The organism is Roseburia intestinalis L1-82 (assembly GCF_900537995.1).
Classification (GTDB): Bacteria; Bacillota; Clostridia; order Lachnospirales; family Lachnospiraceae; genus Roseburia; species Roseburia intestinalis.
In genome coordinates this window covers 1,315,955-1,333,172 of sequence record NZ_LR027880.1, presented here as the reverse complement: position 1 = coordinate 1,333,172, position 17,218 = coordinate 1,315,955, and the positions used below count along the sequence as shown (strand labels likewise).

Genomic DNA, 17,218 nt, shown 5'->3' with positions numbered 1-17,218 from the left:
AACGTCAAGGTTTTATCTCACACAAAACCGTTTCAATGCTTTTCTTCCCACAAACTGCAAAATCCTGTCTGCTAAAAAACCAATGATACCGAGTGTAAAAATACCGATAAAGATCCAGTCTGTCTTATAATAAAGTCTTGATGTGTAGATCAGATATTCGATTCCCTCCAAGCAGCCAGCCTTTTAACACGCGCTGCATACTGATTAAAATATCCCGGAAAAGCTCTCCGCTTGCCACCAGTTTTCCCGCTCCCGCAAATGTGGTAACCGGTCCCGGAAGAAAATCATCGCTGTAAAATAACGAACCGGTCTGCCAGATCAAAAGCAGCAGAACCCATGTGATCAGACCACTTTTTATAATTACCTGTATGACTCTTTTTTCTTTCTTCATCTTTCATCCTCCCTGTTTTCCAACAAAAACTACAACCTGCGTCATCTTTACAATGCCCGCCACTCCGGACAGAATTTTTTCCTATATATAAAACATCTCATTTTCCTGGAATCCTTCATTCTGTATCAGATGCGCTTCTTTCTCATCCACCGCATACAGACGGTATACAATGACCTCTACTTTTCTGTTCCACGATACCTTCCGCATACAGGCTCTGGTATCTCTTTTCTGTTCCATATCTGACCGCCTTTACAAATTCCGGCCGTATGATTGCCCTGCTGCATCCCGGATACAGATGAAATCCTTTCAGTCTGTCATAATCCGCAATAACTGCTGATTCTCCGATAAACTGCGCCACAAACGGTGTCTTCGGATTTTTATAAATCTCTGTCGGCGTTCCCATCTGCTCGACTCTTCCTTTTGCTGTGTGATCGTTTTCTGCTTCGACGTCTTGCTTGATGTATTTATATACCAGTTTTGTATGCGATTCCACGACGGATTGTGTAATCGTTTGCATGGCAGATGGTATTTTCCTTATTTTTCCACTGTTTGTTTCGTTTTTTTATGTATGTTTTTATTCGTAATTTTGCAATTATCTTTATTTTCCTGCAAACGTTTACAATCTTTAAATAAAAAAGAACTCCCCCTGACGGTTTTAAACCATACAGAAAGAGTTCTCTGTGTTTTTGTTACATCTGCCTCGCTCCACACATCTTGCGGTATACAAGCACACCTGCCTGCATGGAATCGATCCACACGACATCCCACTGTAGATTTTCTCCTTTTGAAGCCTTAACTTACCTTTTTATCCGGCTCCTTTTTACCTTTCCTTTTGTTTGTTCAATGGCTATTTTATCTTTCTCCTGTTGTTACTGAAATCTCCTTATGGTAAATGTCTGGTAAATTTATTGTAAATTTTTTCGCTACACAGATAGTTTTAGGTAACATAAAAAAAACAGGCTCGTGACCTGTTTTCTCTCAGATATAATATTCCATCCGGTTTGCATTCTCCACTAACGTACAGCTCTCCCGGATCATCAGTTTTCCTTCTAACTCCGTCCGGACGATTCCCTTATGTCCGCCGCCCAGGCGGTCGATCAGAAGATAAAGAGCAAACTTTCCCATCTCTTCCTTTGGAAGGCGCACTGTGGTGAGCATCGGTTTGGTATACTGTGCCTCCTCAATATCGTCACTGGAAATAATGGATGGAACGTAATAGCGGTTTTTATATTTATTCAGGCATTTTAAATTGCGGTTGACGGAGACGATGCTCCGGTATTTTGCCGATAACTTTTTCAATACATTATCATTACATTTTCCAATGATGATCAGTCCATCACTGCGGATGTCCCCATCCGGCTCCATCTGCGCAATGACCTTATCAATATTTTCCGTCCGGCATTTTCTGTCATTCGAAAACAACGGCTGATGAAAAATATGCATCAGTATGCATCCCTGCCTGTGGATCTCACTCTCAATGACACGCAGCAGCTCACTGAAAAACGGATCTGTCTCAAGATTGCCCGTTCTTGTCATCAGCACATCAAGATACCACACTTTCTGACTGGTATCCGTAATTCCCTTTTTTAGATTTCTCGCTGCTTCGTTTGGCATATAATTGAGTTCTCTGGCAATCTTCCAGATCCGCTCCCGCAATTCCTCCGAAGAACATTTATACCCGGGATTGTTCAACACCCGCGAGACTGTCGCTGTGGAAACTCCCGCTTCCTTTGCAATTTTCTTAATAGACAAAAACCTCACCCCGTTTTATTTCCTACTATTTCCATATGTTAAGTGGATGATAAAGCAAGGGGAAGTTTTTTTCAATAGCTATTCAAAATTTTAATCCTGTCTGTCCCCGTCCCCATAACACTCACAAAACCGCGCTGCAAAGGATGGTTTTTCCCCTGCCACATACAGATGCGCCGTGCTGCCAAATTCATTCACACGAAAACCTGCGCTCCCTTTTCTGCGCTCTTCCGTATAAATACTGGTGATCGAGCTCGGCGCCGCACACAGCCCATGCCACAAAACCATTGGAGATACATTTAACAGATGGCTTAACATCACACACTCTACCCCGAAATGACAGAACAGAACGATCGTGTCATGATTTGGCTCATTCACGCGGTAATACATATCATCCCGCTCATAACCATGCTTTTTCAGTAATGCATCCAGACCATCGCAGACCCACCGGTAAGCTTCTTCCACATTTCCTTTTCGCATGATGTCTGTCTTATTCCAGCGCTCCCTGTCATAAAGATCCAGATCCTTTTCCATGTCCTGTGGAAGCCAGTCCCAGCAGATCGACTTTTCATTTTTCACATCCGGCCTGTCAATGTGTGCTTCAAACTCACGGAGCCAGTCTAGTGTCTCTGCCGTCCGGTTCATTTTTTTAAGGTGCATCCAGCGGTATCCTGTGCCCGTCCCAATGGTGATACATAAAATGCCTTTATCCGCAGTTTTGCCAGGTATTCCGCTGCAAGTTCTGCCTCCCTCCATCCGGTTTTTGTCAATGTGTCCAGTTCGTAATTTGGATCGCCATGTCTTACGATTATGATTCTCATGTGTGTTCCTCCTGATTTTCCATGAAGATTTAGGGGCAAAAGGTGGTTTTTAATATGTCTAAATTTTTCCCACAACCTTTTTCTCTTTTATGATATACTCGATTTATGACAAAAGCAATGGCGTACAAAATCCTGGGAATCACCCCTGGAACAGATCTTACGGATATCAAAAAGAAATACCGACAGCTGATGCACCGGGTACATCCTGACACGGAAGCATTTTCTACCAGAGCCTATGATTTTACTGCACAGGAGATCAATGAAGCTTATGATTTTCTGCGCAAAAATATGCCTGAGGAAAGTTTAGGAAAAGCTGATAAAAATACTACATCCAGCAGGAAACAGCACGGAAAAACTGCTTACCGCCAGTCTTAAAGCTCTTTTCCATTTTCATCCCGGACGATCAGATGAAAGTCATATGGCTGCACCGCCTTAGCGTACTGCTCCCAGTCCCCTGCAGAAAAATCCATATTTTCTATCTTCTGATACGCATCCACATACTTTTCTGATATTTTAGAATTATCACTATACCACCCTAAAAACCGGTCTTAAAAAATACTTATCATACTTCAACCGATCAAAAGCAGGATTACAAGGGAAAACAGTACCATAAGTGAATTTGTCCGGAAAATCCTCTGTTTTATCGTCATAAAAAACACCTTTTGTTCTACATTTGTTATTTATCATTCCTGTAAGCATGTCTCATTACTTTCACTCATTACATCATGATAACGTCTAAATGTAAATACAAAAGGTGTCTTATATAAACAAATCTTAAACTGATTTTTTCAGTTCCATTTCATCATTCATCCCGGTAAACCCGAATTTTTCATACAGCGGGCGTCCCATCTCGGTCGCCTCCAAAGAAATCGCATCAATTCCTTTGTTCTTTGCATCCGCCACCAGTAAATTCAGCGTCTGGTATGCAATCCCTTTTCGCCGGTATGCCGGATTTGTATACATATTCATAATATAAGCTTTCCTTCCGGTCGGGTTGTGATAGGTCGGCATGACCCTGAAATAACTGATACCGCCCGCGCCGATGATCTGGTCTTTGTCATAGACCAGTATTGCGGTATGGCTGCCGTCTTTTAAGGCTTTTTCATAATAGTCTCTCGACTGTGCCGCAACTTCGGACATGTCCACCTGATCGGCTAATTTGTTTGCGGCTCTTAAAACTTCGATCCTGGTGGTAACTAAAATGTCTATATCCTGTTGGGTGGCTGTTTTGTAGATGAAATTCATAAATATTCCGTCCTCTCTGCCTATGATTATACCGATGTTCTAATCAATTGGCAACAGAATTGCAGACCTTTATTTTTCCAGACCGTCGATCCGTTACTGTTCAGACCCAATGTCACTTAGTTAAGCTTTTTACAAATTAATGGATTTGTGTGCATCTAGCGTGAAAAGGATGTGGTAAACAAAAAAAGAGTAAAACAATCTTCATTCAAAAAAGATCATATAAATATCAGGCACGACTTTAAGACAGACTTTCGTCTGCCTTAAAATTAGTGTATACTAGAATTGTCAGTTACTCTATGTTATACAAATCGGTAAGAGAAGCTGATTGGTTTTTGGACTCTATGCTGTCGGGCATAGTTCCTATCGGGCCTGATAGGTAGGATATACTTACTTATCAGGCTTTCTACATTTGGTGGTGCGACTCCTCTTAGAAAATCAAAACAGATTTTCATTGTGAGAGAAAAGTTGACTTGGTACTCATATTTGCGATTCCTGCTTTTTACTGGTACATGTAAAATAATTATGGAACAGAAATTGTACAAAATGAGCTTGCTCCACAGTTCAAATGCAACATACTCTGTTTTTTTAGAGTGTAAATTAGTAGCTCCAATGGTATGCTTTAGGTCGCGAAAAGAAGTTTCGATGCCCCAGCGGAGATTGTAACAGTATTTTATATCGTCCGGTGTAAAGTCTTCTTCGGAAAGTGTAGTGATAATATTTTCAAAAACACCATCGGATACTTCAACGCGGACGATTCTTAGTTTCAGCAGATATTCATCGGAAATATCAGCTGGATTAAGATAGTCGAAAGCTATGTTTTTACCAATATAGCGGTATTGTGATTCTTTTTCGGGATGTTTATGTTTCTTTTTGGATTGTGTTCTGGTCAGAATCAGCTCTATGGTTGTATCCAGTTTGTCAGGAAGAGTCCCGCCGCCAAGAAAACGCTGTACATTCAAATCCTTAGCACGAATTAAAAAATCAACATTATTTTCGATTGCATGGGCAAAAACGTTGTAACTGGAAAATCCCCTGTCAGCAATCAATACCACCCGTCAAACGGGTGGTTTGCTCAGCGGCTATAAGCCTTTGTTACCGGCCAGCGCCTAAAGACGCTGGCTTTCACTTTCGTTCAAGCTACTAATGCCTTTGACTCGTCGCTGCCCTTAAAAGGGCATTTGTATCACTAGCAACCCTTAAAAGGGTCTTCGTATTCTTTTACACTTAATTTATCCAAAGCTATATCATGTTTTTCCTGCTCTTGGATATATTTCTTTATTGTTGCTTCATTTAATCCTACTGTACTCACATAGTAGCCTTCTGCCCAGAAATGTCTATTTCCATATTTATACTTTAAGTTTGCGGTTACTGTTCAGAGGTAAACTTGTAACAAAAGAACCGATGGTATAGACTAATCGTAGTCAAAACCATCGGTTTTCTTATGCAAATATTTCTGCAATCTCGCGGAACAGATTGGTCTGCTCTTTTCTGCGCATCAAAACCAGCATGCTCATGCATTTACAGAGATGGTCGATGCTTGACGGACTCCGGAATGACACAGCCTGCGCCTGTTTTCTTTTATATTTTCTCAGCAGCCGTTCGGCTTCGTTATTCGTGGCAGGTACATTCTTATTATGGAGGAAAAGAAGATGATCTTTCTTATACTTTTTCATCCTTTTGTACAGGTTGTATCCATCACGGTAGTATTTCCCAGGCGGCTCATAGTCGTATTCATCCCCAGCTATGGACAGGATTGTTTTATAACGTTCTTCAAATTCGGAGACGGTCTGCGGATCTGGCTCTTCTGATTCAGATAAACCATTCCGGTAATGGATCATTTCCTGTATCAGGGAATGCATCTGCCTGTTCCAGGTACGGCCCTTTTCGTTGTCCATGCTGTCTTTCAGATAACGCAGTACATGTGCAAGGCATTCCTGGTGGCCGGTTCCATACTTATAAAAGGTTACATCATGATCGTGGACCAGTGTCCCCTGATAGTCTTCAACGACCGTGCCCTTTATTCCATCGTGTCCCTTTTTGCCCCTGGCAAAATAGAGCACACCGCCATCCGGAACCGCACATACAAATACATACGAACTTTCCCCGTTTACACAGGCATTGGTACAGTCTGTATGCATGACAGGGGAAAGCAGCATATCGCAGAAAATCTCTTTACGCTGGGATTCTGTTTTTTGGGCAAATGACCGGCAGAGATTATTGATCATGCCTTTTGATATGTTTATTTTTCCATCTGTCAGATCAGACAAAAACCTGCGGCTTTTATCAATTGATGTACAGCAGTCATTATTCAGCAGAAACAGGAAAGCACGTAAATTTCCTCCATAGTTAACGTCATCAATGACTCCCTGTGGAAATGGTGCATGGATCCGTTCACCTGTTTTGGAATTATAGTACACATCGGCATGATACTCGGTCACATGCACTTCTACGCTGATGTCGATTTTCTGCTTTGTAATGGTTTTCGATGTTTTCTTAAAGTCAGGGTCATGGAGTACTTCTTCGGGTGCCGGAAGATAGATTTCCCTTGTCGGGGTGAGTTTCTTTCTGCAGTGCCCCCTGTGTCCTGGCTGTCCACCGGGTTTCCTTCCTGTTTTTTCGCGGCTGTTGGATATTTTTTTGCGGGCGATAGATTTTGAAGACGGGATGGATGAGTTTTCATAGTTCCGGTTAATCTGTGCCGTCAGTTTCTGTACTTTTTGTTTTTCATCATCAAGCTCTGTCTTTACTTTGTAAAGTTCCCGTCTCTGGGAAGTTACTTTTTCAAGGGCGGTGTCGCGCTGTTTTTCTGCACGGATGGCCCTTCTTTCCATCATATCCGCCTTTTTTACTGCTTCGGCGACCATACGGTCGCATTCTTTTTGCAGCTGTTCAAAAATCTCAAACCATTGATTCCGAATCGTAATGGCATGGCTGTGTTCTTTTGCTACAGCTGCTTCCAGTTTTGCAATTCTGCGTTCCAGGGCACGCACCTGTGTAAGGTGCTGTTTTTCCATTCGGATATATTTTTCTCCCGATTGAAAGACTGCAAGTTCTTCCTGTGCTGCTTTCAGCCTGTATTGAAGTACTGTAATGGTTTCAAAAGAATTCCCCATCCCCATGCCGCGTCCTTTCCTTAAATGTTTGTCAGATCATCAATGATTTTTTCTAATTCTGCATTATGTTCCTCAAGGGATTTGATCAATGAGGACTGGGTTTCGATGACCCTGTGCTGTAGACCGTTTGTATGCTCAAGACTGCCTATAAGTTCTTCATATGCTTTGAGTTTGCTTTTATCATCTGCGTTCATTTGTGCCTCCTTAAGTATAGGATAAGTATAGCAGAAACAGGGACGAATGGGAAATCGGACGAATTACGGGACTGGCAGAATGACGGTGGATAACCGGCAGAAAAATGAAAGAAGCAGGAGTGGAAATCCGTATTCCAGCCATGTAAAAGCAGGAAAACATGCAGGTACTGTTTATAATTTCAAAAGAAAAAGCAGGATTCGGAAGTCGTTAACGAGACTTCCCATCCTGCTTGAGTTTATCCACAAATATATTTTTTTAAATTTCGTCAGTTTTTACAATGGTCTGAACCAATGTCACTTAGTTAAGCTTATTGGTTCACTATGAGGCAAACCTCTAACAAAAATTTATAAATTATAGTTGACACATCAATCAAAATGTGCGGCCGCTCTCGTTGCTGATATATTTTTAAGGTAACGAGAGCGGCCCTTGAATTAGAACTATATTTCATTCTGATTCAAGGAGGTTTACCTATGACATTTCCTGAAATTGTCAAAACTACACTTTGGGACATTATTGATGAGATGTCCCACTCACTTTCTTCTTTTGTAAAAAATCCAGATAAGGATTTTATCCGCAAACGCAAACTTGATTTTAAGAAAATGATGCATCTGATCATTTCCATGGAAAGCGGAAGCCTAAATCATGAACTTCTCAAATTTTTTGAGTATGATTCCTCAGTTCCTACTGGCTCTGCTTTTTATCAACAACGTTCCAAACTTTCCGTTTCTGCATTCCGTCACCTTCTCAAGGAATTTAACCTTAAATTCCCCTTAGAAAAATTTCGCGGAAAATACTATCTTATTGCGTGTGATGGTTCTGAATTTAACATTGCCAGAAATCTTAAAGATGCAGATACTTTCCACGAACCAAATGATAAATCGGTATCCGGTTTTAATATGGTTCATACCATCTCTTTATATGAGGTATGTTCTAAGCGGTACCTTGATTTAGAAGTCCAGCCTGGGCGTCTTAAAAATGAGTTTCAGGCTATCTGCAATCTTATGGATCGGTATGCCTATGGGGGTTCCCCCATTTTCATTATGGGCTTTAGCCTGTTGAGTGCATCGGAGTTTCTCCCAACGGAGAAATGGAGATGTGCGAAACAATAAACCACCTGCTATGCGGGTGGTGCAACAAATTTGTTATACAAAAAATGGATTGTCAACACTTTTTCAGACAAATTTTTTTAGGTTATTTTTCCGATATTGTACAGGCGTTTGATACCCTAAGGAAGAATGTATGCGGTGATGATTATACCAGTTTACATAATCCCATAGTTTTATCTTCAGTTCTTCCTGCGTATGGAATGTTTCATTCCATACAAATTCTGTTTTTATAATCTTGAACGTAGCTTCTGCCACTGCATTGTCATAAGGACATCCCTTATGGCTCAGGGAGCGTTCCATATGGAACGTTTCTAACAGTTCTTCAATTGTCTCGTTTTTAAATTCATTTCCACGGTCTGTGTGGAAAATATGGATTTCCGACAGATTTCCGTCTACTTTCATAAATGCCTGTTTTACAAGTTCTGCTGTTTTATGTTCTCCTGCACTGTATCCAATAATCTCCCTGTTAAAAAGATCAATCAGTACACAAATATAATTCCAGCGGTTTCCTACCCTTACGTAGGTCAAATCACTTACCACTACATTGCGGTATGGCTGGTTTTGAAATTGTCGGTTCAACACATTCTCTACTTTTGATTCATTACATCTGTCTTTTTGCGGTTTAAACTGTGCTGTAGTATAGCTTGATACCAGACCTTCCTGTTTCATAATCCGTCCAATCCTGCGTCTTGATACCTGTTTCCCGCAATCAGCCAGTTCTTTCTTGATCTTTCGTGTACCATAATGGTTCCGGCTTTTTCTAAAAATTTCCTGAATGTCTGCAGTGAGTTCTGATTCATCTTTTTTTGCTGCTTCATAATAATAGGTGCTTCTGTTTACCTGTAGGACGCGGCACATTGCTGATACAGAGTATTTGTGGGCATTTGCTTTGATCACATTTACTTTCGTCCTAAGATCAGCGCCGCTTGTTTTAAAATATCATTTTCCATTCTTAACTGCTGGTTTTCTTTCCGAAGCCGGATCAGTTCTTCCTGCTCCGGAGTCCGGTTATCTTTTTCATGGAAAGAACCGGAATTGGATGCCTGCTTTACCCACTTGTCAAACAGGGACGTAGCAATGTCATATTCACGGCAGATATCACATCTGCGTTTGCCGGAACGATATAGTTCCACCAGTTGCTGTTTAAATTCGTCTGTATATTTGCGAGGTTTTCGTCGTTGTTTTTGTTCGGTCATAAAGAGTGCTCCTTCGTGTATTTATTATAGATTATATGACCTTAAAAAATCTGTCCAGTTAATTGTAACCTATCCAAAAATCACCTTTCCGCTAAAATAGAGTTGTTCAGGCTACTATTTAACGAAAGGAAAGGTGATTTTAATGGCAAATCAAACAAATTCTATGGCACATACAAAATGGATGTGCAAATATCATATTGTATTCACACCAAAATACAGAAGAAAAGTAATATACAATCAGTACAAAGAAGATATCAGAGATATTATCAAAGCATTGTGTAAGTATAAAGGTGTGGAAATAATAGAAGGACACTTAATGCCAGATCATATCCATATGTTGGTAAGTATTCCACCGAAATATAGTATATCACAGTTTATGGGATATTTAAAAGGAAAAAGTGCACTAATGATATATGATAAGCACGCAAACTGTTACTGTTCAGACCATTGTAAAAACTGACGAAATTTAAAAAAATATATTTGTGGATAAACTCAAGCAGGATGGGAAGTCTCGTTAACGACTTCCGAATCCTGCTTTTTCTTTTGAAATTATAAACAGTACCTGCATGTTTTCCTGCTTTTACATGGCTGGAATACGGATTTCCACTCCTGCTTCTTTCATTTTTCTGCCGGTTATCCACCGTCATTCTGCCAGTCCCGTAATTCGTCCGATTTCCCATTCGTCCCTGTTTCTGCTATACTTATCCTATACTTAAGGAGGCACAAATGAACGCAGATGATAAAAGCAAACTCAAAGCATATGAAGAACTTATAGGCAGTCTTGAGCATACAAACGGACTACAGCACAGGGTCATCGAAACCCAGTCCTCATTGATCAAATCCCTTGAGGAACATAATGCAGAATTAGAAAAAATCATTGATGATCTGACAAACATTTAAGGAAAGGACGCGGCATGGGGATGGGGAATTCTTTTGAAACCATTACAGTACTTCAATACAGGCTGAAAGCAGCACAGGAAGAACTTGCAGCCTTTCAATCGGGAGAAAAATATATCCGAATGGAAAAACAGCACCTTACACAGGTGCGTGCCCTGGAACGCAGAATTGCAAAACTGGAAGCAGCTGTAGCAAAAGAACACAGCCATGCCATTACGATTCGGAATCAATGGTTTGAGATTTTTGAACAGCTGCAAAAAGAATGCGACCGTATGGTCGCCGAAGCAGTAAAAAAGGCGGATATGATGGAAAAAAGGGCCATCCGTGCAGAAAAACAGCGCGACACCGCCCTTGAAAAAGTAACTTCCCAGAGACGGGAACTTTACAAAGTAAAGACAGAGCTTGATGATGAAAAACAAAAAGTACAGAAACTGACGGCACAGATTAACCGGAACTATGAAAACTCATCCATCCCGTCTTCAAAATCTATCGCCCGCAAAAAAATATCCAACAGCCGCGAAAAAACAGGAAGGAAACCCGGTGGACAGCCAGGACACAGGGGGCACTGCAGAAAGAAACTCACCCCGACAAGGGAAATCTATCTTCCGGCACCCGAAGAAGTACTCCATGACCCTGACTTTAAGAAAACATCGAAAACCATTACAAAGCAGAAAATCGACATCAGCGTAGAAGTGCATGTGACCGAGTATCATGCCGATGTGTACTATAATTCCAAAACAGGTGAACGGATCCATGCACCATTTCCACAGGGAGTCATTGATGACGTTAACTATGGAGGAAATTTACGTGCTTTCCTGTTTCTGCTGAATAATGACTGCTGTACATCAATTGATAAAAGCCGCAGGTTTTTGTCTGATCTGACAGATGGAAAAATAAACATATCAAAAGGCATGATCAATAATCTCTGCCGGTCATTTGCCCAAAAAACAGAATCCCAGCGTAAAGAGATTTTCTGCGATATGCTGCTTTCCCCTGTCATGCATACAGACTGTACCAATGCCTGTGTAAACGGGGAAAGTTCGTATGTATTTGTATGTGCGGTTCCGGATGGCGGTGTGCTCTATTTTGCCAGGGGCAAAAAGGGACACGATGGAATAAAGGGCACGGTCGTTGAAGACTATCAGGGGACACTGGTCCACGATCATGATGTAACCTTTTATAAGTATGGAACCGGCCACCAGGAATGCCTTGCACATGTACTGCGTTATCTGAAAGACAGCATGGACAACGAAAAGGACCGTACCTGGAACAGGCAGATGCATTCCCTGATACAGGAAATGATCCATTACCGGAATGGTTTATCTGAATCAGAAGAGCCAGATCCGCAGACCGTCTCCGAATTTGAAGAACGTTATAAAACAATCCTGTCCATAGCTGGGGATGAATACGACTATGAGCCGCCTGGGAAATACTACCGTGATGGATACAACCTGTACAAAAGGATGAAAAAGTATAAGAAAGATCATCTTCTTTTCCTCCATAATAAGAATGTACCTGCCACGAATAACGAAGCCGAACGGCTGCTGAGAAAATATAAAAGAAAACAGGCGCAGGCTGTGTCATTCCGGAGTCCGTCAAGCATCGACCATCTCTGTAAATGCATGAGCATGCTGGTTTTGATGCGCAGAAAAGAGCAGACCAATCTGTTCCGCGAGATTGCAGAAATATTTGCATAAGAAAACCGATGGTTTTGACTACGATTAGTCTATACCATCGGTTCTTTTGTTACAAGTTTACCTCTGAACAGTAACAACTCCGTTTCAAAAAACAGGACAACTTATTGATAGATGTAGATTTCTTTACATTAGCATGATACAATTAAGAAAGTGAAAAAACAGGACAGGAGGTAAGCATGAACCAAGAATTGATGACATTGGACTTCTGGCAGGATACGGTCATATATGAGGGCAAAACATTTCCTGTCGGCACGCTTGCCTGTGATGCGCTGAATGTTCCTGCGGATACTATTACAAAAATGAACGAGCAATGCGAGAAAATCAATCTGCTGCTCGGGATGCTGAATGCCGGACAGGATACTTCTGCACTCTTTCCTATGGCAAAGGAAGCTGCATTGACAATGTTAGAGATTCTCAGCAAAACGCCGCCGTTCTCCTATATGGATATACCAAAGCACCGGGAACGAATAGAAAGGGTCTTTACTGCGGACAATGCTCTGAAATATGTGGAGTTCGCCATAAAAGCCGTAACCAATTCTTTACCGTTCGAAGAAGTTCCGAAATATGCTGATGCGGTGATGCTCCAGCGCTATACCGCTGTATGCGGGCATCTGGCTTACTCCCTTGAGGAATACCAAAAGGCGATGCTTGATTTTGCAGAACAATCGGACGGAAACGAAGCAGACCGCACCGCAGAGGGCTTTGCGAAAATGTTCGGCACCTATTTCCCACCGGAGTTTTCTATCACAGAGGGCAATGCCTGGATGTCTACCCTGAACAATTCCGTTCAGTATGTATCCGTCATCCGTCCCGGCGAAAAAGTTACGAAGCTGGTCAAGCGGATGCACTATGTATCCTTTGTGGGGATGTTCCGGTCTGATCTCTTTGAGGGCCTGTGTGTTGGTCATGCACCGAAGAAATGCAAAATCTGCGGCAAGTGGTTTCTGACCACCAACGCACGGCACACCAAATACTGTGGCGGCTATGCACCGGGGGACAAGCTGCACCGCACCTGTCGGCAGATCGGCAACCTGAAAGGCAGAGAACAACGGGAGCTTGCGGACGATCATCCGGTGAAACAGATTTATGAGAAACGGCTGAACACCATAAACCGCTATGTGAAGCGTGGTACTCTGGACGCTGATCTTGCAGAGGTTATGAAAAAGCTGGCAAAGGATAAAATGCTTCGAGCGCTGAGCAATGTCGCCTATGCCAAAGGTGATTACGAAAAAGAGATGGGACAGGCTGCTTTGAAGAAAGAAGCAAAATTACGGACGAAATGAGGAATATGTAATGGCACAGAAATATGATTTAACTGATATTGGGAATGCGCTTAGCCGGGTTATGGACAATCCTATGACCAAAATAATCCGTTCTGGCTCTATTGGTGTGTTGGGCGTAGTAAACCCAGTTGCGGGAATTGTAGGCGGAATAGGAAATGATCTTCTATCTGAATACAATACCTTCAAACTTGGCCATCTACTGAACGGTCTTGCATCTGGCTTTAATCTCGAAAGAAGATTGAACGAGCTTTACAACTATGTAAACTCCAGCCCGGAAAAGGCTATTATCGTAGCCAATCTGTTCAAACAAACCGTAAATGCAGAATGCCCAAAGGTTTGCGTTATTTATGGTCTAATTCTTGCAAACCATTTAGAAACACTTACAGAATTCACGCACGAAGAATTGATTGTCTGTAAAGCTTTGGAAAACGCTACGGATTATGATCTGAAGAATTTCAAAGAAATAATGGAGAACTATCTTAAGCCAACATCAAATGGAAGAAGAATTGTATTTCCAAAAGACTTTGCAGATATTGCTGCTTTCACCGCCACATGCGATTGGTGTGTATATAATAGAATCTTTGTTTCCCGCACGGCAGAGTGGGGTGAAATGGAAGAAGGCGTTTTGGATATGAGCACGTACTATTACGAGGCAAATCCTGCATCTGTTCTTCTGGATAATATAAATGCTGCAAGACAAACTTGGAATTATGGTTAATTATTCCCGCTGATTACTTAGAAGGGAGGTGCGCTATGCTGAATGATTTTACATGGAATATGACCGGATACATACCAAAACACGCTGTCAATCCGCACGGTGACGGCATCATTCCTTATGCGGCAGAGCGCATCTTCCAACTGGAACCGGAGCCTCCAGTGGTGGGCAATCTGAACGAATATATCCTGTCTGCCTTGCAGGAAAAGAATTTGATATATTTCTCATTCTTCCTACACCACTACGAGCCGCAGCTTAACAAGCGCATCAAAGACTTTCTCGGTGTGGATGGCGGCGATCTGTATGACACAGACCGATTTATAGATATAAAGCTCTCCTGCCGGGAGCAAATGCTCCAAAAGCTGATGGACTATGACCTTGCCAAGGGTGCAGAGTATGCTACATACATTTTCCCGTTCATCCGGGATGCTATGCTCCGTTTTCGCATGGGCGAAGAAAAATGGTCGGTGTCCTCTCTGACCAATTACAAAATGGTGCGGTCAATGGCTTGGCTGTACCACAATACCAAGGATGCGGTCAACGAATTTTCCAAGAAATACAACTGCGATCTTGCCCTTGCGGAAGAATATCTGAAAGTTGTCCGTGGAATCCGCAATCAGCAGCCTTTCTATGTCACAGACGAGGACGGCGAAGAAACAGGCGAGGATGTAGCCCTTGACGATAGCTGGAACTATACCGATATCCTCTGGAACGGCATACAGGCAGAAAAGGTGCAGCGGGCATTTGAGAAACTGAATTACCGGGAACAGACCTTGCTCGAAAAACGGTTAGCAATTTGCATGACCTGTGGGCGTGTCAGCTCATGGAAAGACCGCCCCACCTTTGAAGAACTGGCGGTTATGTTTGAGGGCAGTACAGCCAGAGGTGCAGAACGAGCTTACCGAAAAGCAGTGGACAAGTTGACGGAATTGTTGGTTGCCGAGGGCGCAATCCATGCAGTCCGGCTAAAACAGAAATCCAAGACCAAGCGAAAAAAGAAAATCGCCGCCGCAATCTACGAATATCAGGCAGACTGCGACGGCGAATGGGGCGAAATATCATTAGATTTTGAGAACGGCAAGGCAGAGGTCATTTTGCTTGCCGATTGGGATACAGTGAAAACAAACAAATTTGCAAGCAGAGCAATCGCCTATCTTCTGAACTGTGAGAACGAAAAATTACCCAAGGAAATAATGGTGGCCTTTGAATAACGAGGGAGTGAGATACATGGAACAATTATTGATTATTGAAGATGATATAGGGTTGAATCAGGGTTTAAGTAAAGCACTGAAAGCAGATGACCGTCAGATCATTTCCTGCCAAGACCTAAAAACGGCGAAGGAGCAGCTGCTTTGCGGCGGTGTGTCCCTGATCCTGCTGGATATCAATCTGCCGGATGGCAGTGGGCTTGAGCTGCTCCGGGAGGTCAAGGAAAACACACCCTATATTCCTGTTATTCTGCTGACTGCCAATGACACCGATCTGGACATCGTAGACGGACTGGAGAGGGGCGCTGATGATTACATTACCAAGCCCTTTTCTCTTTCGGTTTTGCGGGCAAGGGTGAATACCCAACTGCGAAAGCAAGCGTCAAACCATAAAAATGCGCCGTTCCATATGGATCTATTTCACTTTGACTTTGAGGCTATGACCTTTTATGTGGGAGATTCAAAAGTGGAATTGAGTAAAACAGAACAAAAATTACTGCGTCTGCTTGTTGAAAACCGTGGTCGAACCATGACCCGTGGAGACCTTGTCGACCGGATCTGGACAGATGGCGCAGAATATGTGGATGAAAATGCTTTGTCTGTTACGATCAAGCGTCTGAGGGATAAGCTTGGCGCACAGAAATACATTAAAACCATCTACGGAATCGGTTATAGCTGGGTGACAAAAGATGAATAAAACCGGCATTGTGATCATACTGCTATGTTTTCTGGCGGCGATCGCTGCTGTATTATGGGAGCGGAGGAAAATCAGAAAAACGATGGAAGAAATCGAAAGGATGCTGGACACTGCCATGACCGGCTCCTTTTCTGAAACCAATTTTGATGAAAGCCAGCTATCTGCATTGGAAACGAAGTTTGCGCACTATCTTTCCGCCGCAGAAGCATCTTCTCAAAACATAGCGCAGGAAAAAGACAAAATCAAAACCTTGATTGCGGACATCTCCCACCAGACAAAAACGCCGATTGCAAACCTGCTGTTATACAGCGAGCTTCTGATGGAGGAAACTATGCCTGCATCGGCGAAGGCAAATGTGGAGGCGCTGTACAAACAATCGGAAAAGCTGCGATTTCTGATCGATTCTCTCGTAAAGCTTTCCAGACTGGAAAACGGGATCATTTCACTCTCCCCTCAGCAAGCAGCGCTGCAGCCGCTGCTTGAAAGTGTGGTAGAACAATATACTGCCAAGGCTTCTGAAAAAGGATTGTCTTTGCAAATGCAGGATACAGATGCTTTTGCTGTATTCGACTTCAAATGGACAGCGGAAGCGCTGGCTAATATCGTAGACAACGCCATCAAATATACAGAGCATGGCACCATTACTATTTCTGCCGTAAGCTATGAAATGTTTGTAAGGATCGATATATCGGATACCGGTTCAGGCATCCCGGAAAATGAGCAAGCGAAGATATTTGCTCGCTTTTACCGCTCAAATAGTGTGCAGAAACAAGAAGGGGTCGGCATTGGCTTATACCTTGCCCGACAGATCATATCCGGCGAGGGCGGTTATATCAAGGTTGCTTCCGTTCCGGGAAAAGGAAGTACGTTTTCCATATTTCTGCCGAAATAACAACAATTCTATC

19 protein-coding genes and 3 pseudogenes are annotated in these 17,218 nt (G+C 42.5%); 11 read left to right on the top strand and 11 right to left on the bottom strand.

The genetic code is table 11. The features are described 5' to 3' along the window. Nucleotides 1-124: 124 nt before the first annotated feature. The 4 genes and pseudogenes from RIL182_RS06225 to RIL182_RS06210 all read right to left on the bottom strand — a co-directional run bounded on the left by RIL182_RS06225 (nt 125) and on the right by RIL182_RS06210 (nt 2,961). Nucleotides 125-391 (bottom strand): aliphatic sulfonate ABC transporter permease, encoded by a 267-nt coding sequence (locus RIL182_RS06225; RefSeq protein WP_006859405.1) that lies wholly within the window; start codon nt 389-391, stop codon nt 125-127. 142 nt (nt 392-533) lie between these two features. Continuing rightward, nucleotides 534-908, bottom strand: coding sequence for an ATP-binding cassette domain-containing protein (locus RIL182_RS06220; protein WP_006859406.1), 375 nt, complete (start codon nt 906-908; stop codon nt 534-536). A 461-nt stretch (nt 909-1,369) separates the two neighbouring features. Then, a complete protein-coding gene (locus tag RIL182_RS06215) occupies nt 1,370-2,143 on the bottom strand; it encodes a LacI family DNA-binding transcriptional regulator (RefSeq protein WP_044999597.1) in 774 nt (257 codons plus the stop codon). A 90-nt stretch (nt 2,144-2,233) separates the two neighbouring features. Next, nucleotides 2,234-2,961: pseudogene (locus tag RIL182_RS06210) on the bottom strand (histidine phosphatase family protein). A 117-nt stretch (nt 2,962-3,078) separates the two neighbouring features. On the opposite strand from RIL182_RS06210, the gene RIL182_RS06205 reads away from it, so the two are divergent. Then, the gene (locus tag RIL182_RS06205; protein ID WP_172606703.1) at nt 3,079-3,336 is read left to right on the top strand and encodes a J domain-containing protein; all 258 of its coding nucleotides are present in this window, start codon (nt 3,079-3,081) and stop codon (nt 3,334-3,336) included. A 399-nt stretch (nt 3,337-3,735) separates the two neighbouring features. Here the strand turns inward: RIL182_RS06205 and RIL182_RS06200 are convergent, their stop codons facing one another. The 5 genes and pseudogenes from RIL182_RS06200 to RIL182_RS21175 all read right to left on the bottom strand — a co-directional run bounded on the left by RIL182_RS06200 (nt 3,736) and on the right by RIL182_RS21175 (nt 7,513). Beyond that, the gene (locus RIL182_RS06200; RefSeq protein ID WP_006859411.1) at nt 3,736-4,206 is read right to left on the bottom strand and encodes a GNAT family N-acetyltransferase; all 471 of its coding nucleotides are present in this window, start codon (nt 4,204-4,206) and stop codon (nt 3,736-3,738) included. Nucleotides 4,207-4,505: 299 nt separating this feature from the next. Beyond that, nucleotides 4,506-5,258: a transposase gene (locus tag RIL182_RS06195; protein WP_134523165.1), complete on the bottom strand. Its 753-nt coding sequence runs from the start codon at nt 5,256-5,258 to the stop codon at nt 4,506-4,508. A 134-nt stretch (nt 5,259-5,392) separates the two neighbouring features. After that, nucleotides 5,393-5,569: pseudogene (locus tag RIL182_RS06190) on the bottom strand (IS200/IS605 family transposase); the annotation flags it as partial. A 76-nt stretch (nt 5,570-5,645) separates the two neighbouring features. Beyond that, complete coding sequence (locus RIL182_RS06185; protein ID WP_134523163.1) at nt 5,646-7,325, bottom strand: IS66 family transposase; 1,680 nt, start codon at nt 7,323-7,325, stop codon at nt 5,646-5,648. Nucleotides 7,326-7,339: 14 nt separating this feature from the next. Then, nucleotides 7,340-7,513, bottom strand: a complete 174-nt coding sequence (locus RIL182_RS21175) for a hypothetical protein (protein ID WP_006855274.1) — start codon at nt 7,511-7,513, stop codon at nt 7,340-7,342. 46 nt (nt 7,514-7,559) lie between these two features. Here RIL182_RS21175 and RIL182_RS06180 point away from each other — a divergent pair, with 46 nt between their 5' ends. Together RIL182_RS06180 and RIL182_RS06175 are read left to right on the top strand one after the other, a co-directional pair. Next, nucleotides 7,560-7,838, top strand: a complete 279-nt coding sequence (locus RIL182_RS06180) for a hypothetical protein (protein ID WP_134523161.1) — start codon at nt 7,560-7,562, stop codon at nt 7,836-7,838. A 146-nt stretch (nt 7,839-7,984) separates the two neighbouring features. Continuing rightward, entirely contained in the window at nt 7,985-8,623 is a 639-nt protein-coding gene (locus RIL182_RS06175; protein WP_134523159.1) for a hypothetical protein, read from the top strand. A 63-nt stretch (nt 8,624-8,686) separates the two neighbouring features. On the opposite strand, the gene RIL182_RS06170 is transcribed toward RIL182_RS06175, so the two are convergent. Further along, a protein-coding gene (locus tag RIL182_RS06170; RefSeq protein WP_085980126.1) for an IS3 family transposase occupies nt 8,687-9,816 on the bottom strand; the annotation gives its coding sequence in 2 pieces (ribosomal slippage) (nt 8,687-9,549 and nt 9,549-9,816; 1,131 coding nt in all). Nucleotides 9,817-9,958: 142 nt separating this feature from the next. On the opposite strand from RIL182_RS06170, the pseudogene tnpA reads away from it, so the two are divergent. Further along, nucleotides 9,959-10,246: pseudogene (tnpA, locus tag RIL182_RS06165) on the top strand (IS200/IS605 family transposase); the annotation flags it as partial. Here tnpA and RIL182_RS06160 read toward each other — a convergent pair. Continuing rightward, nucleotides 10,191-10,496 (bottom strand): hypothetical protein, encoded by a 306-nt coding sequence (locus RIL182_RS06160; protein WP_134523157.1) that lies wholly within the window; start codon nt 10,494-10,496, stop codon nt 10,191-10,193. The pseudogene tnpA and the gene RIL182_RS06160 overlap by 56 nt on opposite strands. A gap of 46 nt (nt 10,497-10,542) precedes the next feature. On the opposite strand from RIL182_RS06160, the gene RIL182_RS21170 reads away from it, so the two are divergent. The 7 genes from RIL182_RS21170 to RIL182_RS06125 all read left to right on the top strand — a co-directional run bounded on the left by RIL182_RS21170 (nt 10,543) and on the right by RIL182_RS06125 (nt 17,205). Then, complete coding sequence (locus tag RIL182_RS21170) at nt 10,543-10,716, top strand: hypothetical protein (RefSeq protein ID WP_006855274.1); 174 nt, start codon at nt 10,543-10,545, stop codon at nt 10,714-10,716. Nucleotides 10,717-10,730: 14 nt separating this feature from the next. Further along, complete coding sequence (locus RIL182_RS06155; RefSeq protein WP_134523155.1) at nt 10,731-12,410, top strand: IS66 family transposase; 1,680 nt, start codon at nt 10,731-10,733, stop codon at nt 12,408-12,410. Nucleotides 12,411-12,586: 176 nt separating this feature from the next. Next, nucleotides 12,587-13,693 (top strand): DUF6076 domain-containing protein, encoded by a 1,107-nt coding sequence (locus RIL182_RS22375; protein ID WP_006858249.1) that lies wholly within the window; start codon nt 12,587-12,589, stop codon nt 13,691-13,693. A gap of 10 nt (nt 13,694-13,703) precedes the next feature. Further along, nucleotides 13,704-14,411 (top strand): hypothetical protein, encoded by a 708-nt coding sequence (locus RIL182_RS06140; protein ID WP_006858250.1) that lies wholly within the window; start codon nt 13,704-13,706, stop codon nt 14,409-14,411. Nucleotides 14,412-14,446: 35 nt separating this feature from the next. Beyond that, entirely contained in the window at nt 14,447-15,619 is a 1,173-nt protein-coding gene (locus RIL182_RS06135) for a sigma-70 family RNA polymerase sigma factor (protein WP_044999399.1), read from the top strand. Nucleotides 15,620-15,635: 16 nt separating this feature from the next. Continuing rightward, nucleotides 15,636-16,313 (top strand): response regulator transcription factor, encoded by a 678-nt coding sequence (locus tag RIL182_RS06130; protein WP_006858251.1) that lies wholly within the window; start codon nt 15,636-15,638, stop codon nt 16,311-16,313. Nucleotides 16,314-16,395: 82 nt separating this feature from the next. Next, entirely contained in the window at nt 16,396-17,205 is an 810-nt protein-coding gene (locus RIL182_RS06125; RefSeq protein ID WP_242655607.1) for a sensor histidine kinase, read from the top strand. Nucleotides 17,206-17,218 lie beyond the last annotated feature (13 nt).